General features: G+C 40.0%; 20 protein-coding genes. 11 read left to right on the top strand and 9 right to left on the bottom strand.

Annotation, left to right across the window (positions count from 1 at the left end):
• Nucleotides 1–17 precede the first annotated feature (17 nt).
• Together E0E02_RS05545 and E0E02_RS05540 are read right to left on the bottom strand one after the other, a co-directional pair.
• Nucleotides 18–1,286 carry a replication-associated recombination protein A gene (locus E0E02_RS05545; protein WP_074869811.1) on the bottom strand — a complete coding sequence of 423 codons (1,269 nt, stop codon included), beginning with the start codon at nucleotides 1,284–1,286 and terminating at the stop codon, nucleotides 18–20.
• Complete coding sequence (locus E0E02_RS05540) at nucleotides 1,276–1,770, bottom strand: GNAT family N-acetyltransferase (protein WP_074869814.1); 495 nt, start codon at nucleotides 1,768–1,770, stop codon at nucleotides 1,276–1,278. Before E0E02_RS05540 ends, E0E02_RS05545 begins: the two co-directional genes overlap by 11 nt.
• Before the next feature lie 63 nt (nucleotides 1,771–1,833).
• Here E0E02_RS05540 and E0E02_RS05535 point away from each other — a divergent pair, with 63 nt between their 5' ends.
• The 6 genes from E0E02_RS05535 to E0E02_RS05510 all read left to right on the top strand — a co-directional run bounded on the left by E0E02_RS05535 (nucleotide 1,834) and on the right by E0E02_RS05510 (nucleotide 8,718).
• Nucleotides 1,834–2,304 (top strand): DUF3013 family protein, encoded by a 471-nt coding sequence (locus tag E0E02_RS05535; protein WP_003067791.1) that lies wholly within the window; start codon nucleotides 1,834–1,836, stop codon nucleotides 2,302–2,304.
• A 244-nt stretch (nucleotides 2,305–2,548) separates the two neighbouring features.
• The gene (gene prmA / locus E0E02_RS05530; protein ID WP_074869824.1) at nucleotides 2,549–3,502 is read left to right on the top strand and encodes a 50S ribosomal protein L11 methyltransferase; all 954 of its coding nucleotides are present in this window, start codon (nucleotides 2,549–2,551) and stop codon (nucleotides 3,500–3,502) included.
• Nucleotides 3,503–4,252, top strand: coding sequence for a 16S rRNA (uracil(1498)-N(3))-methyltransferase (locus tag E0E02_RS05525; RefSeq protein ID WP_133018072.1), 750 nt, complete (start codon nucleotides 3,503–3,505; stop codon nucleotides 4,250–4,252).
• Between the two features lie 90 nt (nucleotides 4,253–4,342).
• Nucleotides 4,343–5,356 carry a LacI family DNA-binding transcriptional regulator gene (locus E0E02_RS05520; protein WP_133018071.1) on the top strand — a complete coding sequence of 338 codons (1,014 nt, stop codon included), beginning with the start codon at nucleotides 4,343–4,345 and terminating at the stop codon, nucleotides 5,354–5,356.
• 263 nt (nucleotides 5,357–5,619) lie between these two features.
• Complete coding sequence (locus E0E02_RS05515; RefSeq protein ID WP_074561189.1) at nucleotides 5,620–7,800, top strand: PTS transporter subunit IIBC; 2,181 nt, start codon at nucleotides 5,620–5,622, stop codon at nucleotides 7,798–7,800.
• A 102-nt stretch (nucleotides 7,801–7,902) separates the two neighbouring features.
• On the top strand, nucleotides 7,903–8,718 hold the full coding sequence (locus E0E02_RS05510) for an endonuclease/exonuclease/phosphatase family protein (protein WP_238385879.1): 816 nt from the start codon (nucleotides 7,903–7,905) through the stop codon (nucleotides 8,716–8,718).
• A 338-nt stretch (nucleotides 8,719–9,056) separates the two neighbouring features.
• Here the strand turns inward: E0E02_RS05510 and E0E02_RS05505 are convergent, their stop codons facing one another.
• Entirely contained in the window at nucleotides 9,057–10,094 is a 1,038-nt protein-coding gene (locus E0E02_RS05505; RefSeq protein ID WP_133018069.1) for a M42 family metallopeptidase, read from the bottom strand.
• A 99-nt stretch (nucleotides 10,095–10,193) separates the two neighbouring features.
• Nucleotides 10,194–10,664, bottom strand: coding sequence for a class Ib ribonucleoside-diphosphate reductase assembly flavoprotein NrdI (gene nrdI, locus E0E02_RS05500; protein WP_133018096.1), 471 nt, complete (start codon nucleotides 10,662–10,664; stop codon nucleotides 10,194–10,196).
• Between the two features lie 231 nt (nucleotides 10,665–10,895).
• Here nrdI and E0E02_RS05495 point away from each other — a divergent pair, with 231 nt between their 5' ends.
• The gene (locus E0E02_RS05495) at nucleotides 10,896–11,210 is read left to right on the top strand and encodes a PTS cellobiose transporter subunit IIB (protein WP_074561193.1); all 315 of its coding nucleotides are present in this window, start codon (nucleotides 10,896–10,898) and stop codon (nucleotides 11,208–11,210) included.
• Nucleotides 11,211–11,226: 16 nt separating this feature from the next.
• Entirely contained in the window at nucleotides 11,227–11,547 is a 321-nt protein-coding gene (locus E0E02_RS05490; RefSeq protein ID WP_133018068.1) for a PTS cellobiose transporter subunit IIA, read from the top strand.
• A 186-nt stretch (nucleotides 11,548–11,733) separates the two neighbouring features.
• Here E0E02_RS05490 and E0E02_RS05485 read toward each other — a convergent pair whose 3' ends face one another.
• Nucleotides 11,734–13,134 (bottom strand): glycoside hydrolase family 1 protein, encoded by a 1,401-nt coding sequence (locus tag E0E02_RS05485; RefSeq protein WP_132868995.1) that lies wholly within the window; start codon nucleotides 13,132–13,134, stop codon nucleotides 11,734–11,736.
• 150 nt (nucleotides 13,135–13,284) lie between these two features.
• On the opposite strand from E0E02_RS05485, the gene celB reads away from it, so the two are divergent.
• From celB to manA, 3 genes are all read left to right on the top strand, one after another.
• Complete coding sequence (gene celB / locus E0E02_RS05480; RefSeq protein ID WP_074564909.1) at nucleotides 13,285–14,553, top strand: PTS cellobiose transporter subunit IIC; 1,269 nt, start codon at nucleotides 13,285–13,287, stop codon at nucleotides 14,551–14,553.
• 52 nt (nucleotides 14,554–14,605) lie between these two features.
• Nucleotides 14,606–15,331: a GntR family transcriptional regulator gene (locus tag E0E02_RS05475; RefSeq protein WP_039697478.1), complete on the top strand. Its 726-nt coding sequence runs from the start codon at nucleotides 14,606–14,608 to the stop codon at nucleotides 15,329–15,331.
• 87 nt (nucleotides 15,332–15,418) lie between these two features.
• Nucleotides 15,419–16,369, top strand: coding sequence for a mannose-6-phosphate isomerase, class I (gene manA, locus E0E02_RS05470; RefSeq protein WP_074603459.1), 951 nt, complete (start codon nucleotides 15,419–15,421; stop codon nucleotides 16,367–16,369).
• 55 nt (nucleotides 16,370–16,424) lie between these two features.
• Here manA and panD read toward each other — a convergent pair whose 3' ends face one another.
• The 4 genes from panD to E0E02_RS05450 form a co-directional block, all read right to left on the bottom strand.
• On the bottom strand, nucleotides 16,425–16,826 hold the full coding sequence (panD, locus tag E0E02_RS05465) for an aspartate 1-decarboxylase (RefSeq protein ID WP_074561198.1): 402 nt from the start codon (nucleotides 16,824–16,826) through the stop codon (nucleotides 16,425–16,427).
• A 14-nt stretch (nucleotides 16,827–16,840) separates the two neighbouring features.
• Nucleotides 16,841–17,683 carry a pantoate--beta-alanine ligase gene (gene panC, locus E0E02_RS05460; RefSeq protein WP_133018067.1) on the bottom strand — a complete coding sequence of 281 codons (843 nt, stop codon included), beginning with the start codon at nucleotides 17,681–17,683 and terminating at the stop codon, nucleotides 16,841–16,843.
• 23 nt (nucleotides 17,684–17,706) lie between these two features.
• Complete coding sequence (gene panB, locus E0E02_RS05455; RefSeq protein WP_074561200.1) at nucleotides 17,707–18,534, bottom strand: 3-methyl-2-oxobutanoate hydroxymethyltransferase; 828 nt, start codon at nucleotides 18,532–18,534, stop codon at nucleotides 17,707–17,709.
• A 174-nt stretch (nucleotides 18,535–18,708) separates the two neighbouring features.
• On the bottom strand, nucleotides 18,709–20,151 hold the full coding sequence (locus E0E02_RS05450) for an RICIN domain-containing protein (RefSeq protein ID WP_133018066.1): 1,443 nt from the start codon (nucleotides 20,149–20,151) through the stop codon (nucleotides 18,709–18,711).
• Between the last annotated feature and the right edge of the window lie 231 nt (nucleotides 20,152–20,382).

The raw sequence follows: 20,382 nt of genomic DNA, 5'->3' as shown, positions 1-20,382 counted from the left end.
CAGAAAGTAGGTCGTAATTATTTTGATAAATGATCGATGCGTTCTTTATTGGCACCGAGGGCACGCTCGTATTTTCCTGTTTGGTTGGGGTCAAAATAATTTTTACCGACCAATTTATCTGGAAGGTATTGTTGTTTTACCCATTTTTCAGGATAGTTGTGAGGGTATTTGTAATCTTGAGCATTACCAAGCTCTTTACTGCCAGCATAGTGTCCATCACGCAAATGGCGTGGGATTGGTAGTGAGCCGTTTTTGTGCAAATCAGCGATAGCTTCGTCGATAGCGGTATAAGCAGAATTTGATTTTGGTGATAAGGCTAGGTCAATTACGACGTTAGCAATCAAGATGCGGGCTTCAGGAAAACCGATTTTTTGAGCTGCATCAAGTGCTGTAACGGTATGAATCTGGGCATCGGGATTGGCAAGACCAATGTCTTCATACGCGATGACAGTCAGTCTTCTAGCAAGGCTTGGTAAATCTCCAGCTTCAATCAAGCGAGCTGCGTAATGCAGGCTAGCATTGACGTCAGAACCACGGATGGATTTTTGAAGAGCTGAGAGCACATCGTAGTGTCCATCGCCGTTTTTATCCATGGTAATGTAGCTGCGCTGCAAGCTATTTTCAACGGTATCAAGGTTAATGTGGCGAATACCTTTATCATCAGCTTTGGTTGACATGACCGCTAAGTCTAGCGAGTTAAAGGCAGAGCGCAAATCACCGTTGGTAGCTGTTGCGATGAAATCAAGAGCATCCGCATCAATATCGACATCAAATTCAAAGCCGCGCTCTTTATCTGATAATGCAGTTTGTAGGGCTTGTTTGATATCGCCGGTTGATAGAGGTTCTAACTCGAAAATTTGCACGCGGGAGCGAATGGCAGGTGTCACTGAGAAAAATGGATTTTCTGTGGTTGCCCCAATCATGATGATATTTCCATTTTCAAGTAGGGGTAAGAGAAAGTCTTGTTTGGTTTTATCGAGACGATGAATTTCATCAAGGAGTAAAACCAGACCACCAGAAAATTTGGCTTCTTCAGCGATTTCTTGCAGGCGCTTTTTACTGTCGGTTGTGGCATTGAAGGTACGAAAGGCGTACTTGGTTGCTCCGGCAATAGCACTAGCAATTGAGGTCTTCCCGATGCCGGGAGGACCGTAGAGAATCATGGACGAGAGCATGTTAGCTTCGACCATGCGGCGAATGATTTTTCCTTCGCCTACCAGATGCTTTTGCCCGATAACTTGATCGATGTTTTTGGGGCGCATCCGTAAAGCGAGATTATTTGGCATGTATTTCCTCCAAGTAATAACTGTATATGAGGTCATCGACGTAAGTGCCGTTTAGGTAGAATTGATTTTTAAGGGTAGCTTCTAGAGTAAATCCTAAATTTTCATAGAAACGGCAGGCGTTTTTATTTGATGATAGCACGTGGATAACAACCTTTTTGTAATTATCAGATTTAGCTATGGTAAAGAAAGCTTGGATAAGAGAGTGCCCGATACCTTGACCTTGGGTGTCTTTGTCGACTGCGATAATAAAGCTTACCACGTGACGTGCGCTAGGGAAAGGATAGTAAGCATGATAATCAAGAACTCCCAAAATAACCCCGTTTTCTTCAGCAACGAGATAATGTGAATGATTCTGAAAGGCTTGAATGATTTTATGTTTATTTGCGGCTGGTAAGCTAGCAGGTGTATTGAAGTTGTCCCAAGTTTTATTTTCCATTGCAACGACTTGTTCAATGTCTTCTAGCTTCATTGGTCGTATTTGCATGTCATTTCCCCTTAAGTATGATAAAATAATTGTAACACAAAAGAAGATTGGAAGAAATTTTTAATGGCTAAATTTGGCTTTTTATCAGTATTAGAAGAAGAAATGGATAAGCACTTCACCTTTGATTACGCCATCGATTGGAATAAGAAAAATCATGCGGTGGAAGTGACTTTTATTTTGGAAGCGCAGAACCAAGCTGCTGTTGAAACAGTGGATGACCAAGGTGAGGTTAGCAGCGAGGATATCGTTTTTGAAGATTACGTGCTATTTTACAATCAAGCAAAATCTAAAGTTGACCATGATGACTACTTGGTGACTGTTCCTTTTGATGCTAAAAAAGGATTCTCACGTGAATTTTTAGCGTATTTTGCAGAAACATTAAACGACGTTGCAACTAAAGGTCTTGATGATTTGATGGATTTCTTAGCAGATGAAAATGCAACTGACTTTGCTCTTGAATGGGATGCTGAAAGCTTTGAAAAAGGCAAAGCAGAGTTAAAAGAAACAGAATTCTTTGCATATCCGAGATATTAAGCAAAGTTAGTGAGCGGGAGTTAATAGCTCCGCCTGAAATAAATTAGATAGAAAGGAAAAGGTTCGGTTAGTGTTTTAACTGAACCCGCCCGAAACAAAATAGAAAAGGAGTGTAAGGATAAGTGTTCAGCTTTGAACACGGACGGAAAACTCGGAAAAAAGATAAGCTTGACTAGTGTCTGTCGACACGCCATCAAGCTTCCTATTTTTCAGTCGTTTTCTAGTCGTCCTTTGTATCAGAATTATGGACAAGTGGCAAGAGTTGACTGTTGAGGTCTTGCGTGATGCAGAAGAGGCTGCATCCAATATTTTGATTGAATTGGGTAGTCAAGGGGTTGCTATCGATGATAGTGCTGATTATCTTGGACATGTTGGGAAATACGGTGAAGTTTTCCCAGAAATTAAACAAGTGGAAACTGTGAAAATTACGGCTTACTACCCTGAACACATTGACATTGAAGAAGTTGAAAAAGAAGCGTCTAAACGTTTGGCTGAATTGACACATTTTGGTGTGGATGCTGGTGAGGTTCACTATGAGACACAAGAATTGGCTGAGCAAGATTGGGCTGAAAATTGGAAGAAATATTATGAACCAACACGCATTAGCCATGATTTGACAATTGTTCCAAGTTGGACAGATTACGAAGCTAGTGAGGGTGAAAAGACGATTCGTCTTGACCCTGGTATGGCATTTGGTACAGGTACTCACCCAACAACAAAAATGAGTCTTTTTGCGCTTGAACAAGTGCTTCGTGGTGGTGAAACTGTGATTGATGTGGGAACTGGTTCAGGTGTGCTTTCAATTGCAAGTTCACTTCTTGGGGCTAAAGATATCTACGCTTATGACCTTGATGAAGTAGCTGTGCGCGTGGCACAAGAAAATATTGACCTTAATGCCAACACTGAAAATATCCACGTGGCTACTGGTAACCTTTTGCAAGGTGTAGACATCAAAGCTGACGTTATTGTGGCAAATATCCTTGCGGATATCTTGGTTAACATGACCGAAGATGCTTATCGTCTTGTGAAAGATGAAGGCTACCTTATCATGTCAGGAATTATTTCTGATAAATGGGAAATGGTTCGTAAGTCAGCTGAAGACGCAGGATTCTTCCTTGAAACACATATGGTTCAAGGTGAATGGAATGCTTGTGTTTTCAAAAAAACAGATGATATTTCAGGTGTAATTGGAGGATAAATGCAACAATATTTTGTAGCTGGGCAGGCTCAAGATGTGGTGACAATCACAGATAAAGACACGGTTAAACACATGTTCAACGTCATGCGCTTGACTGAAGATGAAGAAGTGGTACTAGTTTTTGATGACCACATCAAACGTTTGGCAAAGGTTATCGACAGTGCTGAGCATTGTTTTGAAATCATTGAAGAGCTTGATAGCAATGTTGAAATGCCAGTTGAAGTGACGATTGCTGCTGGTTTTCCAAAAGGGGATAAGTTAGAATTTCTAGCTCAAAAAGGTACTGAACTTGGGATGGCAAATCTTTGGGCTTTTCCAGCGGATTGGTCTGTCGTCAAATGGGATGGCAAGAAATTAGCTAAAAAAGCAGACAAGTTGGCAAAAATTGCTCTTGGTGCTGCGGAGCAAAGTAAACGTAATCGTATCCCGCAAGTGACTCTTTTTGAGAAAAAAGCAGCCTTTCTAGCAGAATTAGAACAGTTTGATAAGATTTTCATCGCTTATGAAGAGTCTGCTAAAGAAGGTGAGACAGCTGTTTTAGCGCGTGAACTGTCACAAGTTAAAGCGGGAGAGAAAATTCTCTTTATCTTCGGACCAGAAGGTGGGATTTCCCCAGAAGAAATTGCAGCGTTCGAGGAAAAAGGTAGTCTGAAAATTGGCTTAGGTCCGCGTATCATGCGTGCAGAGACAGCACCGCTTTATGCTTTATCAAGCGTCAGCTATGCTTTGGAATTATTAAAACAAGAGTGAGATTTTTCTCGCTCTTATTTTATTTTTTAATTGACAGCGCTTTAAAAAATTCTTATCCTATAGATAACGATTTCAAGATGAGGATAGAAAATGACAACGATAAAGGATGTAGCAAAGCTTGCTGGCGTCTCTACGTCAACAGCCTCAAGAGCTTTGCATAACAGTGACATGATTAGTGAAGCAACTAAGGAACGCGTTCGTCGTGCCATGCAAGAATTAGATTATTCACCAAATTATTCTGCGCAAAATTTAGTTAATCGCACGACTAACACCATTGGGATTGTGCTGCCAGTTCGTGAGAGCCAAGATTCTCTTGGTAATAACCCCTTTTTCATGCAGATTATCCAAGGTATTTCAAGTGTTTGTAGTGAGAATGATTACATGGTTAGCTTGGCAAGTGGGCGCACGCCAGAAGAACTGCGCAAAAATTGTCAGGCACTGATTCGTAGCGGCAATATTAGCAAATTTATCTTTTTGTATTCGCACAAAGATGACCCAGTTTTTGATTTTGTGAGAAAGCAGAAGAAAGTTTCTTGTGTAGTTGTCGGAAGTTCTTATGAAAAGCTTGCTACCAAATCTGTCCAATTTGTGGATAATGATAACCATCAGGCAGGGCGAGATGTTGCTGAATTTATGGTGAATAAAGGTTTTGAGCACCTTGTTTTTGCCTATACTGACATGAACGAATTGGTGCAGACTGAGCGTTATCAAGGCTATCAGGAATATTTAGATGAACAGCAAAAAGACAGTTTGTCTCTTCATTTTTCAAGGGTCAAAGAAGATGAGAATATTCTTAAGCTGCAGCAGTTTTTAGCTGAGCATCCTAAAACGCAAGCCTTTATTGCTTGTGATGATATCATGGCTATTCGTTTGCAACGTTTGTTTAAAAATAGCAAGCAAGAAAAGTCTTATGCCGTGATTAGCTTTAACAATTCTTTGATTACAGAAATTGCCAATCCAGCTTTGACATCGGTTGATATTTTTCCTTATCAGCTTGGTGAAAAAGCAGCGCAATTGCTTTTGGAAAAATCTAGAAAAAGCGTAAGCCAGAAAGTCATCATTCCTCATCAAATCATCGAAAGAGAATCAACCTTGCGTTTTTAATTAAAAATGAAAAGAGTAAAGAAAGCTTTTTTTCATTGGGAAAAGGTCTCTTTGCTCTTTTTTGTTTAAAAAAATTTTCTCGAAAACGCTTTACAAAATAAAAATACGTGCTATAATAAAATCATCAAAAGTAACGCAAACGTTTGCGTAAATTATTCAACTCAAAAACCATTTATTTTAAACAATTCAAGTAATATTAGTGACGTTCTTGCTTGATTTGTAAAGCAAATGGTTTCCGAGAAAAAGTTTTAAGGAGTCGTTTCATGAAGAAGGCATTTAAAAAATTGACCAGCTTCGAATTTTGGCAAAAATTCGGTAAATGCTTGATGGTTGTTATTGCCGTTATGCCGGCAGCCGGTTTGATGGTTAGTATTGGTAACTCGCTCCCGCTAATCAATGCTGACTCAGCTGTACTTGCTACTGTTGGTAATGTTATCGCACAAATTGGTTGGGGGATTATCAATAACCTTCACATTTTGTTTGCTCTAGCTATTGGTGGTAGCTGGGCAAAAGAACGTGCTGGTGGTGCATTCGCCGCTGGTATCGCATTTATTCTTATCAACTTGATCACTGGTCACGTTTACGGTGTATCACTTGATATGATTGCTGATAGTAAAAGTGTTGTTCACAATGTTCTCGGTGGCAAGATGCTTGTCTCTGACTACTTTGTCAATGTGCTTGGTCAACCAGCGCTTAACATGGGTGTCTTTGTAGGTATTATCTCAGGTTTTGTTGGGGCAACAGCTTACAATAAATACTATAACTACCGCAAATTGCCTGATGTTCTTTCATTCTTCAATGGTAAACGTTTCGTACCATTCGTTGTTATCTATCGTTCAGTTCTTGTTGGTTTGTTTATGGCACTTGTTTGGCCAATCATCCAATCAGGAATTAATGGATTTGGTATGTGGATTGCGTCATCACAAAACTCAGCTCCATTCTTAGCTCCATTCTTGTATGGTACTTTGGAACGTTTGCTTCTTCCATTTGGTCTTCACCACATGATTACTATCCCAATGAACTACACTTCACTTGGTGGTACTTATGAAATCTTGACTGGTGCTCAAAAAGGTACTGAAGTCTTTGGTCAAGACCCACTTTGGTTAGCATGGGTAACAGACCTTATCAACCTTAAAGGTTCAAATCCTTCAGATTACCATCACCTTATGGCAACTGTAACACCTGCCCGCTTCAAAGTCGGACAAATGATTGGTGCAACTGGTACACTTATGGGGCTTAGCCTTGCAATGTACCGTAACGTTGACCCAGACAAGAAGAAAAAATACACTGCGATGTTTATCTCAACAGCAGCTGCTACATTCTTGACAGGTGTTACTGAACCAATCGAATACATGTTTATGTTTGTCGCAATGCCACTTTATGTTGTATACGCACTTGTACAAGGGGTGACATTTGCTCTTGCTGATTTAGTTAACCTTCGTCTCCATTCATTTGGTAATATCGAACTTTTGACACGTACACCAATGGCTCTTAAAGCAGGTCTTGGTGGAGATTTAATTAACTTTGTTATTTGCTGTATCTTATCAGGTGTTGTGATGTACTTCATCGCAGACTTTATGATTAAGAAATTTAACTTTGCCACTCCAGGTCGTAACGGTAATTACGATGACATGGATGATGACGCTGCTGCATCAACAACTGGTGCGACAGTATCTGCAAACTCTCAAATCGTTCAAATCATTAATCTCCTTGGTGGCCGCGATAACATTGAAGATGTTGATGCTTGTATGACACGACTTCGTGTAACTGTCAAAGATGTCGCACGAGTTGGTGATGAAGAAACTTGGAAAAAAGCTGGTGCTATGGGTCTCATTATCAAAGGCTCTGGTGTTCAAGCTGTTTACGGACCAAAAGCGGATATCTTGAAATCTGATATTCAAGACCTTCTTGATTCTGGTGCTGAAATTCCAACAATCGACTTAGCAGAAGTTAAAGGTAATGATGTTACAAAAGTCTCATATAAAGGTGTCACAGAAGATGTCCTATCAATCGCAGATGGTGAAGTAAAACCAATCACAGCTGTTAAAGATCCCGTATTTTCAGCTAAAATGATGGGTGATGGCTTCGCTGTTGAACCAGAAAATGGTAATGTTTATGCACCTGTGTCAGGTATTGTCACAAGTGTCTTCCCGACTAAACATGCCTTTGGATTATTGACTGATAGTGGTCTTGAAGTTCTTGTTCACATCGGACTTGATACTGTTGCTCTTAACGGTGTGCCATTCTCTGTTAAAGTAGCAGAAGGTCAACGTGTTCAAGCAGGTGATCTTTTGGTGGTAGCTGACTTGGCAGCTATCAGTTCAGCAGGACGTGAAACGACAATCATTGTTGCCTTCACAAATACAGCAGAAATTAAAGCAGTCAATTTAACACAAACAGGAAAAGTTTCTGCTAAAACACCTGTTGCAAAAGTAGAACTTTAAGCTTATATTACTAATAGTGATAAAGAGATTTGGGTTAAAACTAAATAGAAGGGAGTCCGGGGTAGACATCTCGGACTCTCCTTTAACTTGAGGAGAAAGGACATGGCAAAATTTTTAACACTTAATACGCATTCTTGGTTAGAGGCAAATTCGTTAAAAAAATTATTCGATTTGGCAGAAAATATTTACATTGAGAATTATGATGTCATTTGTCTTCAAGAAATTAACCAAGACATTCGAGGCTTAGCTGCAAAAGATGTGGAAGGGTATGAAAAATTACCTGGTAGCCCCGAATTACACCGTGATAATTATGCTCTTCAATTGGTCAATTACCTCAGAAGCCAAGGAAGACATTATTATTGGTCTTGGGCTTATAACCATATTGGATATGATAAGTACAATGAAGGTGTTGTGATTTTATCGAAAAATCCAATTAAGGTAAAAGATATTCTTGTCTCAGCGGTGGATGATGAGCATGATTATCATACTAGACGTGTCCTAGCGGCTGAGACTGAAGTTGATGGCAAACCAGTTACCGTGGTGAGCCTTCATATGTCTTGGTTCGGTAAAGGATTTGAAAGTGAATGGGCAAAGTTAGAAAAAGCGCTCAGCGATTTTCCTAGACCCCTTGTCCTTATGGGAGATTTCAACAATCCTACCGATACGGCTGGCTATGACATGATTTTAAACAGCCCGCTTGAGTTGCAAGATAGTCACAAAGTGGCTAAATCCATTCAAGGTGATCACACCATTATCGAAGATATTGATGGCTGGGAAGGCAATAAACAGTCACTCAAGGTTGATCACGTTTTTACAAGTAAAGAAATTGAGATTCAATCCTCAACCGTTGTCTTTGATGGCGGTGAATCTCCAATCGTCAGTGACCATTTTGGTCTTGCTGTCGAACTTAACTACTAATTAATTCTACCTCCTAATTATTTGTTTGTTTTTTAAAGCGCCCTTGTCCCGGGGCGCTTTTGATGTGTAAAAAAAACACCTTGGTAAAAGGCGTTTTAAAATATAAACAAATCTAAAATTAGTTATTTACTATAATTTGATTTTAGAAATATTGCGAGCTTTGCTCTCGATAGAGTGATACTTTCCACCGTGGTGAAAGTGGCTGAAATAATGATAAATCAGCCACCGGGAAGTTTTGAGGCTTTAGGCTCAAAACTTAGGCATGGAATTTCGAAGGAATTCGCTGCCGACCATACCACCTAAGGGAAGTATCAGAAAAAAGATTTTGTTATATATTTTTATTCCACAATTGGGCTTTTTAGGTAAGCGTCAACAAGGCGTTCTGTTGCTTGGACAGAGTCGATGTGTGTGCGTTCGTATGAGTGGCTTGATTCGATGCCTGCGCCAAAGAGGGCGTGTTTGACTTCGGCACCTGCACGAAGGGCAGCAGAGGCATCACTACCATAGTAAGGGTAGATGTCCAATTTGTATGGGATTTTATTTTCTTCAGATAGGGCAACAAGGTGTTGGCGGAGTTCGTAGTTATAAGGTCCAGAACCGTCTTTGACACAGATTGAAACGCTGTATTCATCTGTTTGTTGGTCGTCACCCATAGCCCCCATGTCAACTGAAAGGTATTCGACTGTTGCAGCTGGAATGCTTGAGTTAGCACCGTGACCGAGTTCTTCGAAAGCTGAGAAGTAGAAGTGAGTTGTGTATGGCAAAGTGATATTTTGAGCTTTGTATTCTTTGAGCAATTCAATGAGAATGGCTGCTGATACTTTGTCATCCAAGTGACGTGATTTGATGAAACCTGATTCGGTAACAACCACGCGTGGGTCAAATGAGATAAAGTCACCAACTTCGATACCAAGAGCACGTGTTTCTTTTTCATTGGTTACTTTTTCGTCCAGACGAACTTCCATGTTATCTTGATTGCGTTCAGCAGTTCCAGCATCTTTGTAGACATGAACAGAAGTTTGGTGCATAAGGATTGTACCACTAATTTTTTTACCATTTTTGGCAACGTGGATAGTACAATTTTCACCTTCGATAGCGTTGTAGACAAAGCCACCGATAAGGTCCATTTTAAGGCGACCGTCTGGTTTGACAGCTCGCACCATAGCACCAAGGGTATCAAGGTGAGCTGTGACCACGCGGTGTTTGCTGTCATCTTTACCAGTGACAGTGACCATAACGCCACCTTTATTTGTGCGGACAGGAGCGTAGCCAAAGCTTTCAAGCTCAGCAATCACGTAATTCATAATGTGGCTTGTGTAGCCAGTAGGTGAAGGGATATTTGCAAGTTTTGTAATGTAATCAACTGTTGTTTTCATTGTCTCTCCAATACCATCTAGTCATTTGTCGGACATTTCCGACAGTCTAATGTCATTATAACATTTATTTGCGACTTTGTTTCTGACGAAGAAAAAAAGTCATTTTGACTGAGGCGTAAAGTTTTGAAAATGGTCTACGATAACTTCTGCTAGTCGTTCAATATCTGAGCTTGTGCCGCGGAGTTCAAAGTCCCCAAGCATGGGAAATCCAAAGCGGTTGGCGTATTGTTTGGCTGTTAAGCAGTACTGTTCATTGAAATTGCGGTTGCCTGAGCCGATAATACCAAAACACTGTTTGTCATTATCATGGGCAGCAATGAAATCTCCAAGTGGGGTGGTCAAAATCTCAACATCACCCGAATCAACGCCATTGCCACCTTCTAGGTAGGTTGGCAGAATTGCCACAAAAGGTGAGGCAACGGGAAAGGTTTCGTGGTTAAGATCCTTGATATTGATGGCTTTGCTAGAGAGCTGATAGTGGTTCTGAAGATATTCTCCTAAACGTTTCACAAAACTCTGGACATTGCCACTTAAGCTAATGTAGACGATGGTTAGTGTTTTTTCTGTCATAAGACACCTCATGTGAATAGTATTTTTAGTCAATTTACCATAATGAAAGGGCAGAGACAAATGATTAGCTTGGAGAAATTAGTTGGATTTTAAATGTGATTTTTAAAAAAGTTTGTTCTTTTAAAATAAAAGACTAGACTTATTAAAACACCTGTGATATACTTTTGGTAAAGATGTTGGGGAGTGAAAACATCTTTAGCTAATATTTATATTCAAAAAGGGAGAATGCCCATGTCAAAAGCATTAATTATTTGTGTTGCTGGAATGTCATCATCACTTATGGCTCAAAAAACAACAGAATTCTTCAAAAATCAAGGTAAAGATATTACTGTTGAAGCGATTAGCTCTAATGAAGGTGAGCGCGTGATTACGGATGCTACTTATGATTTGTATCTTGTTAGCCCGCAAGCAACTATGTACTACAACCAATTTGCGACTGCTGGTGAAAAATCAGGACGACCAGTCGTTAAAGTGCCACCACAAGCTTATGTTCCAATTCCAATGGGAGTTGAAAAAATGGCTAACTTAATTTTAGAAAGCATTTAATGAGGGATTGCAAGATATGACAGAAGAAGAATTACAACTTGCCGCTTTTGAGATTATTTTACACAGTGGAACAGCTAGAACTTACGTTCATGAAGCGTTTGATGCTATGAAAGAAAGTAAATTTGAAGTGGTGGAAGAAAAATTAGCTGCTGCTGACGAAGAATTATTACAGGCACACCATGCTCAAACAGATTTGTTGCAGAAATATGCAAGCGGTACCGAAATTAAAATTGAAATTATCATGGTACATGCCCAGGACCATTTGATGACGACAATGACTTTGAAAGAAGTTGCTATCGAGATGATGGGAATGTATCAAAGACTTGCACTTAAATAAATGAAATTAGATGAGCGAGTGACAAACTCGCTCTTTTTATCATCATCAAAAGCTCCCTTCCTTGGTTAGAGGAAGGGAGCTTTTTGTTTGAATTAATAAAAGGATAGAAGTTTTGATTACCGAGGATGGGTGATAATCATAAATATTAATTTTAATTGGAGGATTGAAATATGGGATTAGGAGGGATTAATCGGTAAAACCATTATCGATAGTGACTTGTTTGAACCATTCACCTGATTTTTTAATGGTTTTGATTTGAGTATGGATGTTATTTGAGATGAATCCATAGCGGTTACGGTAAGCATTCATCCAAGACCAGCAATCGATTGGTGTCCAAAGGTGATAGCCAAAGCAGTTTGAACCTTCTTGGATACCACGGTGAAGGCAAGCTAAGTGTTCTTTTATGAAGTCGATGCGGTAGTCGTCTTGGACTTGACCGTTTTCATCCATGAAGCGTTCCTCGCGAGAGACTCCCATACCATTTTCAGAGACGAACCAAGGAATATTATTGTAGTTGTCGCGGATGTTAATGGCGATATCATAAATAGCTTCTGGGTAAATTTCCCAGCCTTTATCAATATTCATGCGACGTCCTGGCATATGGTATTCGTCATAATAACGATTTGGCATCCAAGCTCCGACAGAATTTGGTGCGATGTCTGGTGCTTTTACACGATTTGGGTGATAGAAGTTAACACCTAAGAAATCAATGGTATTTTCTTTAAGAATTTGAGCATCTTCAGGTTCTGTTTGCCAGATGACACCATCTTTTTTGAGAACTTCTTCAAGTTCTTCTGGGAAATGTCCATTGATAGCCGGTTCAAGGAACATTTTGTTATTCCAAAGTTCAGCAAAGTGTGCAGCAGCTTGGTCTTCTTTAGAATCAGAAGCAGCATAAGTTGGTGTTAAGTTTAAAACTGTACCAATGCGACCACCGTCTTTGTCTAAGCCAAGTTCTCTGAATTTAGCGATGGCTTTTGCGGATGCGATATTCAAGTTGTAAGCGACTTGGACAGCTTTTTTACCATCAACTAATTTTGGATAGTGGAATTGATAGAGGTATTCACCGTCGACAACAACCATTGGTTCGTTATGAGTTGTCCAGTCTTTGACGCGGTCACCGAAAGCCTTGAAAGCTTGTTCAGCAAAGCCTACATAAAGGTCAACCACATGACGTGACTCCCAACCACCATATTTATGATAAAGTTCGACTGGTAAGTCGAAGTGGTGTAGGTTCATGATTGGACGAATACCATTTTCGATAAAGCAATCAATGACTTTATTGTAGAAGTCTACTGCATCTTGGTTGACAGTGTTTTTTTCAAGGTCATCGATCAAACGTGTCCATTGAATAGAAGTACGGACACTATTTAAACCGACTTTTTTCATTAGAGCAATATCTTCTTTATAACTATTGTAGAAGTTAGAGGCTGTGTCTGGTCCAACTTGGTTGTAAAAAGCTTCAGGTTCAATTTCATACCAATAATCAAACATATTAGCATGTTTCTTATTGAAACGTCCTTCACTTTGAGGTCCAGATGTCGCAGCTCCCCACCAGAAATCTTCTGGAAAAGTGTAAGTTGCCATAGGATTCTCCTTAATAAGTTTTGGTTTTACAAGTACAATTATACACTTTTAAAATTAAAAGACAATATTTTTATATAAAAAGACTAGACTTTTACAAAAAATAAGTTATAATGATAATGTAAAAACAAATAAATGGAAAGAGGAGTGTTTATGAACAAGTTTCTAGATGCTATCAGTGACAAACTTTTGCCTTTGGCAAACAAGCTCGCTTCAAATCGTTATTTATCGATTTTGCGTGATGCCTTTATGCTTGCCTTCCCCTTGACCATGTTTGGGTCAATTGTCGTGGTTATTTGTAACCTTCCTTTTTTAAACGATGGCACGAAAGCGCTTTTAAACGACCTGCTTGGTAGTGGTCAAAGTGCTACCATGTCGATTATGACAGTCTTCGTTACTTTTGGTATTGGTTATTATCTTTCTAAATCTTACGATGTTGAAGGAATTTTCGGGGGTGCTATTTCATTTGCAAGTTTCCTTATTTTGACACCGTTTTTCACAACAAGTGATGGTGGCGAAAAAGTTTCAAGTGTTTTGAGTCTTGATCGCCTTGGTGCAAAAGGAATGTTTCTTGGGATGATTGTTGCTTTTCTTGCTGCAGAAATTTACAGCCGCACGAGCAAAAAAGGATGGCAAATTAAAATGCCTGACAGTGTACCGCCTGCAGTTGCTAAGTCTTTTGCAGCTTTGATTCCAGCTATTTTGACCTTATCTGTCTTTACAGCGATTAATGCTGTTGTGACAGTTGGTTTCAAAACAAATCTTCACGATGTGATTTATAACGTTATTCAAGTTCCGCTTGTTGGTCTTGGAAGTAGTATCTGGGCAACTTTGGTTGCAATCTTCTTTATTCAATTCCTGTGGTTCTTTGGTCTTCACGGTCAAATTCTTGTGAATTCAGTCATGGACCCTGTTTGGAATACTTTGATGTTTGAAAACTTGGAAGCTTATAAAGCTGGTGAACATCTTCCTCATATTATTTCAAAACCATTCATGGAAACATTTACTGTTGGTCTTGGTGGTTCAGGTATGACGCTTGCAGTTGTTATTATCATGGCCTTTATCATGAAGAAAAAACAATATCGTGATGTTGGTCGTTTGGCACTTGGTGCTGGTATTTTCAATGTTAATGAACCTGTTATCTTTGGTTTGCCAATCGTTTTGAATGCTACAATTCTTATTCCATGGGTCATCTCACCAATTATTGTCACAGCCCTTAATTACTTTGTGATGTCAATTGGTCTTGTTCCTGCACCAACAGGGGTTTCAGTTCCTTGGACAGTACCTGTCTTCTTTAGTGGAATGATTGCGACAAACTCACTTGCTGGTGGACTTCTTCAAATTGTTGACTGCTTGATTGTTGGCTGTATTTGGCTACCATTCTTGCACATGCTGGACAAACAACCTGACTCTGCGCTATAATATGACTATAGTTTAAAAATATTAGTCTATACAAGTAGAGTAGGAGCGATCTATGTCAAAATATGAAGAGATTGCAGGGATTATTCGAGCTAGAATTTCAGATGGAACGTATCCGATTGATTCCATGTTGCCGATTCAGTCTGATTTGGCAAAGGAATTTGGCGTTAGTCGAATGACGGTGAAAAAAGCTATTGAGATGTTAACCATCGAAGGCTTGGTCATTTCAAAACAAGGAAATGGCACCAAGGTTTTGAATTCCTCATTTTGGGACAAAGAGGATTCAAAATTTCGATTGAACAACTACAATGGTTTAAGTAACGATTTGAAGGATGACCCTCGACAATTAACGAGTCAAATTATTGAGTTTACGGTTGAATTTCCCAATGCGGAAATTGCTGAGCGCCTTCAAGTGGAAGAATCAACGCCAGTTTATAAGATTATTCGATTACGTCTCTTAGATGGTGAGCCGTATGCGCTTGAGCATACTTACATGGCTTGCGATTTAGTTCCAGGTCTGGATGATAGTATTTTATTAGCATCCGTTTATGATTACCTTTGGAATACTTTGGAACTTAAATTTGCTGGGTCTTATCGTCATATTACGGCTGAAAAGCCTGACCACTATGACAAAGATTACCTTGCTTGCAAGGATGATGACCCGATTTTGCAAGTTGAGCAAGTGGTTTATTTGGAAAATGGTAGACCGATTGAGTATTCACGTACGCGAAATCGTTATGATGTCCGCGGGTATTCATTGCTAGATGTTAAAAATAGTTAAGAGTCGATAGGGTAACGGTTAAGTCTGGAGAAAAGTCTCCAGGCTTAACTGCTGAACGGGGAAATCCCCCGAAAGAAAGGATAAATTATGGCAGAACCATTATTTTTAAAAGCGCAAATGCACGATAAAATTTGGGGTGGAACTAAGCTTCGTGATGAGTTTGGTTACGATATTCCAACAGAAACGACTGGTGAATACTGGGCAATCTCAGCTCATCCAAATGGTGTGTCGATTGTGGATAATGGGACTTATAAAGGACAAGGCTTAGATAAACTTTACCGTGACCACAAAGAGCTTTTTGGCAATCCAAAATCAGAAGTCTTTCCATTGTTAACTAAAATTTTGGATGCCAACGATTGGCTTAGTGTCCAAGTTCACCCAGATGATGCTTACGCTCTTGAGCATGAAGGGGAGCTTGGTAAGACAGAGTGTTGGTATGTCATTGCTGCTGATGAAGATTCTGAGATTATTTACGGTCATAATGCCAAATCTAAAGAAGAACTTGCCAAGATGATTGAAGCAGGTGATTGGGACGATTTATTGACAAAAGTTCCAGTCAAAGCAGGTGATTTCTTCTACGTACCAAGCGGCACAATGCATGCCATTGGTAAAGGTATTTTGATTTTGGAAACACAACAATCAAGTGATACAACTTATCGTGTCTACGATTTTGACCGTCGAGATGCTGCTGGGAATCTTCGTGATCTTCATATCAAACAATCAATCGATGTCTTAACCATTGGTGAACCAGCTAACAGCACCCCTGTGACTCTCGGTGTGGATAACTTGACTTCAAGCCTTTTGGTGTCAAATGAATTCTTTGCGGTTTATAAATGGGTGGTGTCTGGTGAGGTTGCTTTTAGTCAAACAGCTCCATATCTTTTGGTCAGTGTTTTGTCTGGTCAAGGTAGCTTAACTGTTGATAACTGTGTGTATAACGTGAAAAAAGGTGACCATTTCATTCTTCCAAACGATGTGAAAACTTGGAAATTTGATGGTGAATTGGAAATCATTGCTAGTCACCCAAATGAAAACTAATTATAAGTAGACATAAACTAAAAAGGAATCCGAAATTTTCGGATTCCTTTTTAGCTTATTTTTCAACTTCAAGGTCATACAAACGCCCTGCTTTTTCGTAGCGCGTAAAGCGTGCGAGTTTATTATTGTCATCAACGAAGACGACGCGTGGTTTGTGAGTTTTGGCTTCTTCAGGTGTGAAGTCAGCGTATGACATGATGATGACGTGGTCACCGACATTGACGAGTTTTGCTGCGGCACCGTTAAGGCAAATTTCGCCTTTCCCTGGTTCGCCAGCAATGATGTAAGTTTCAAGGCGGCTGCCGGTTTCAACATCAGCAATCTGTACTTTTTCGTATTCTACCATACCAGCTAGTTCAAAAAGTTCTGGGTCGACGGTGATACTACCAACATAATCCACCTCAGCACCCGTTACGACAGCGCGGTGAATTTTTGATTTTAACATTTGAATGTGCACGATTTTTTTCTCCCTTACTCGTAGATGTGATTGTCAATCAAGCGTGTCTTGCCAATGTAAACTGCAATGGCATTGAGGACAGGACGGTCGATTTCGCTAACGGGTTCTAGAGTTTTCCAGTCCACAAATTCGACGTAGTCGATTTTTGCTAGCGGTTCTTTTTCAATAAAAGCAGCCATAGCTTCTTTTAATTTGCTAGTGTCTTTTTCGCCATTAGAAATCATCTTTTCAGCAAGAGCTAAACTTTGTGAAAGAACAAGAGCAGCTTTTCGTTCGTCAGCTGAAAGGTAAGTGTTACGTGAACTTTTAGCAAGTCCATCAGCTTCACGAACGATTGGGCAACCAACTATTTCAAGGTTAAAATTCAAATCGTCAACCATGTGTTTGATAACAGCCAGTTGTTGCGCATCTTTTTGACCAAAGTAGGCTTTATTTGGTTCCACAATGTTGAAGAGTTTTCCAACAACGGTACAAACACCTCTGAAATGAATTGGACGTGTTTTCCCGCAAAGTCCCTTCGTCAACGTTGACATGTCAATGAAACTTGAAAAAGTAGGAGAGTACATGTCGCTAGGTTCTGGATTGAAAATCAGGCTAGCGCCTGCGGCTTCACAGAGTTTGGCATCTTGTTCCAAATCACGTGGGTAGCTTTCAAGGTCTTCAGTCGGAGCAAATTGAATTGGATTGACAAAAACGCTGACAACAACGTGGTCATTTTCAGAAACAGCTTTGTCAATCAAACTCTTATGCCCTTCGTGAAGGTAGCCCATTGTGGGAACAAGTCCGATAGTTTTTCCATCTGCTTTCCAAGCTTGAACAGCTTTTCGAACGTCTTCAACGGTGTGAACAATTTTCATGTAATGTCATGCCTCTTTTCTAATCAATAGAGTTTTTCAATAATACTGTCATCAATATGATATTCATTATCAGGTGTTGGGAATTTCTGAGCGTCAACATCTTCGATATAGTTTTTGACAGCGTCGGAGATGAGCTCGCCGATGTTGGCATAGCGTTTGACGAATTTTGGTGTGAAATCAGAGAATAACCCCAACAAATCAGCGTAAACTAACACTTGTCCATCGGTTTGATTGCCAGCGCCAATCCCAATGGTTGGAATATCTAGCTGTTTGGTTACAAGTTGGGCGAGTTTAGCTGGGATAGCTTCAAGAACCACGGCAAAAGCACCAGCTTCTTGAACAGCTTTGGCATCTTCTAAAAGTTGTTTGGCAGCAGCTTCGGTTTTGGCTTGAACTTTGAAACCGCCGAAGGCATTGATGTGTTGTGGGGTTAAACCAAGGTGAGCACAAACTGGAATCCCAGCCTCCACCATTGCCTTGATTTGTGGACAGACACTTTTACCACCTTCTAATTTGACGGCTTGGCAATGAGTCTCCTTCATCAAGCGCCCAGCATTTTCCACAGCTTTTTCAACCGAAACTTGATAAGACATAAAAGGCATATCAACGATAACTAGAGCGTTTTTAGCCCCTCTGCAGACCGCTTTGCCATGATGAATCATATCTTCCATGGTTACTGAAATAGTGTCATCGTAGCCTAGCATGACGTTGCCAAGAGAATCACCAACAAGAATGCTGTTGACACCAGTGCTATCGATTAACTTAGCTGTTGAGTAGTCGTAGGCGGTTAACATGGTTAACTTTTTACCGTCTGCTTTAGCTTTTTGAAAGCTCAATACGGTATTTTTCATGAGAGTCTCCTTTCACCAAAAGCCACAAAAACTTTTAGAATAAAACATGTCTAGCTAACATTATATCAAATATTCAGAAAATTTTAAATTGTAGGTCAAAAATAAGTAGTGAGAAAGCATTGCTATTAACATAAAAGAGCCTGAAGCGTAGTTCAGACTCTGAGTGTGAAATGATTAGTCAAAAATACTGCAAGATTTTGAGGTGTTTTTGATACCATTTGTGTCATTGATAATGGCGTTACCTTGCTCAGTCAATTGTGTACCAGCCCAGTCTTGAACCATATCCAGGTAAGCAAGCTCGCTGCTATTTCCTTTCCAAGACCAACCAAGATAGCCGACACCTTTGGCTTGAGAGTAGCTCATGATTGTCTTGTAATCGATTGGACCATTTGTGTGTTTAATGCCAAATTCACCGATACATAGCGGTGCCCCAACGGCTAATGATGAGTCAATATTGTTTTGTACAGCACCGTAGGCACCAGCGTATTCGTACATATGGATTGAGAAAATAAGGTTGTGCTCTGAATCGGATTGGACGACGCTTTGGCCAGCATCTGCGATTGATTTTGGATATTGCCCCCAGCCAGCGCAGTCAACCATGATGGTATTTTTTATCCCAACGTTACGAAGTTTGGGGATAACTTGTTGATAACCTGATGCCCAAGTAGAACTATCCCAAGAACCAGCCCATTCATTAGCAATGTTCAAAATAACATTTGATTCGTTTCCAATGAGGGCGTTCTTCATTTCAATCCAATAATTTGCCGCATTTTCCAAATCTTGAATGTTGTCGGAACCAGTAGCATCATGCGCTTCAACAATGGCAATCAAGTGGTTGTCTTTACAAAGTTTGATGAGTTTTTGAATTTCTGCTAGAGACGTTTTGCTGTATTGTTGCCCATCTCCCGTAACGATGCGAATACAGTTGGCACCAGTTTTTGCAATAGCAGGAATGGCAGTGTCTTCCTGCCCTTTATACCAAGCATAAGGGTAGTTAATACCGCGCATGACAAATGGATTGCCCTTGGCATCATAGAGTGTTGTTCCGCTTGTGTGGAAACCACTAGTTGTGGTTACTGGATTAGGGTTGGGATGATCTTCACCTACTTTTGTAAATTCCCATTTTTGATTAGTCCCATTAGTATCAGACCATTGTTGGACGTTAGCGCCAGCAGCTTTAGAACCACGAGCCACATCAAGCACTTTTCCGCTGACTGCTGATATTAGTTTGTAAGAACCGTCGCCGTTATCAACAATTTTCCACTTTTGACAAGTCCCGTTAGTATCGTCCCATTGCTGGACGTTAGCGCCGTTGTAGGTTGCTGCGGAAGCGACATCGAGGACTTTTCCACTATTGGCTGAGACCAATTTATAGTAACCATCTCCAGCATCAAGGACTGTCCATTTTTGATTAGTCCCGTCAGTGTCATCCCATTGTTGGACGTTAGCGCCAGCATTAGTTGCACCACGAGCGACATCAAGAACTTTCCCACTGTGCTTTGCTGTGATTTTGTAAGTATTTCCTGAAATAATCGCATCAGCTTTTACCTCATGAGCTGACACAGCACCAGTAAGCAAAGCTAGCGCTGTTAATGATCCGACGAGTTTTTTATTCATTAGTTTTCTCCTCTCCCAAATGTTAAAACTAAGTGTTCAATTTAGACATTAATAGTGTTAGTTGTGTAGATCTCCTTTTTGTGACATGTGCTAGTAATTGTATACAAAAACATAAACAAAGTTTCAGGAAACGCATCCAAAAAAAGTATAACATAATTCTTTATAAAAGTATATACTTTTATAAAATAAAATGATAAAATGAAGCTGTCAAAAGAAGGATGAGGTGAATAG

It is taken from the genome of Streptococcus sp. KCJ4932, from assembly GCF_004352745.1.
Classification (GTDB): domain Bacteria; phylum Bacillota; class Bacilli; order Lactobacillales; family Streptococcaceae; genus Streptococcus; species Streptococcus ruminicola.
Note: the sequence above shows the minus strand (reverse complement) of the source record. Positions and strands in the feature narration are given on the sequence as shown.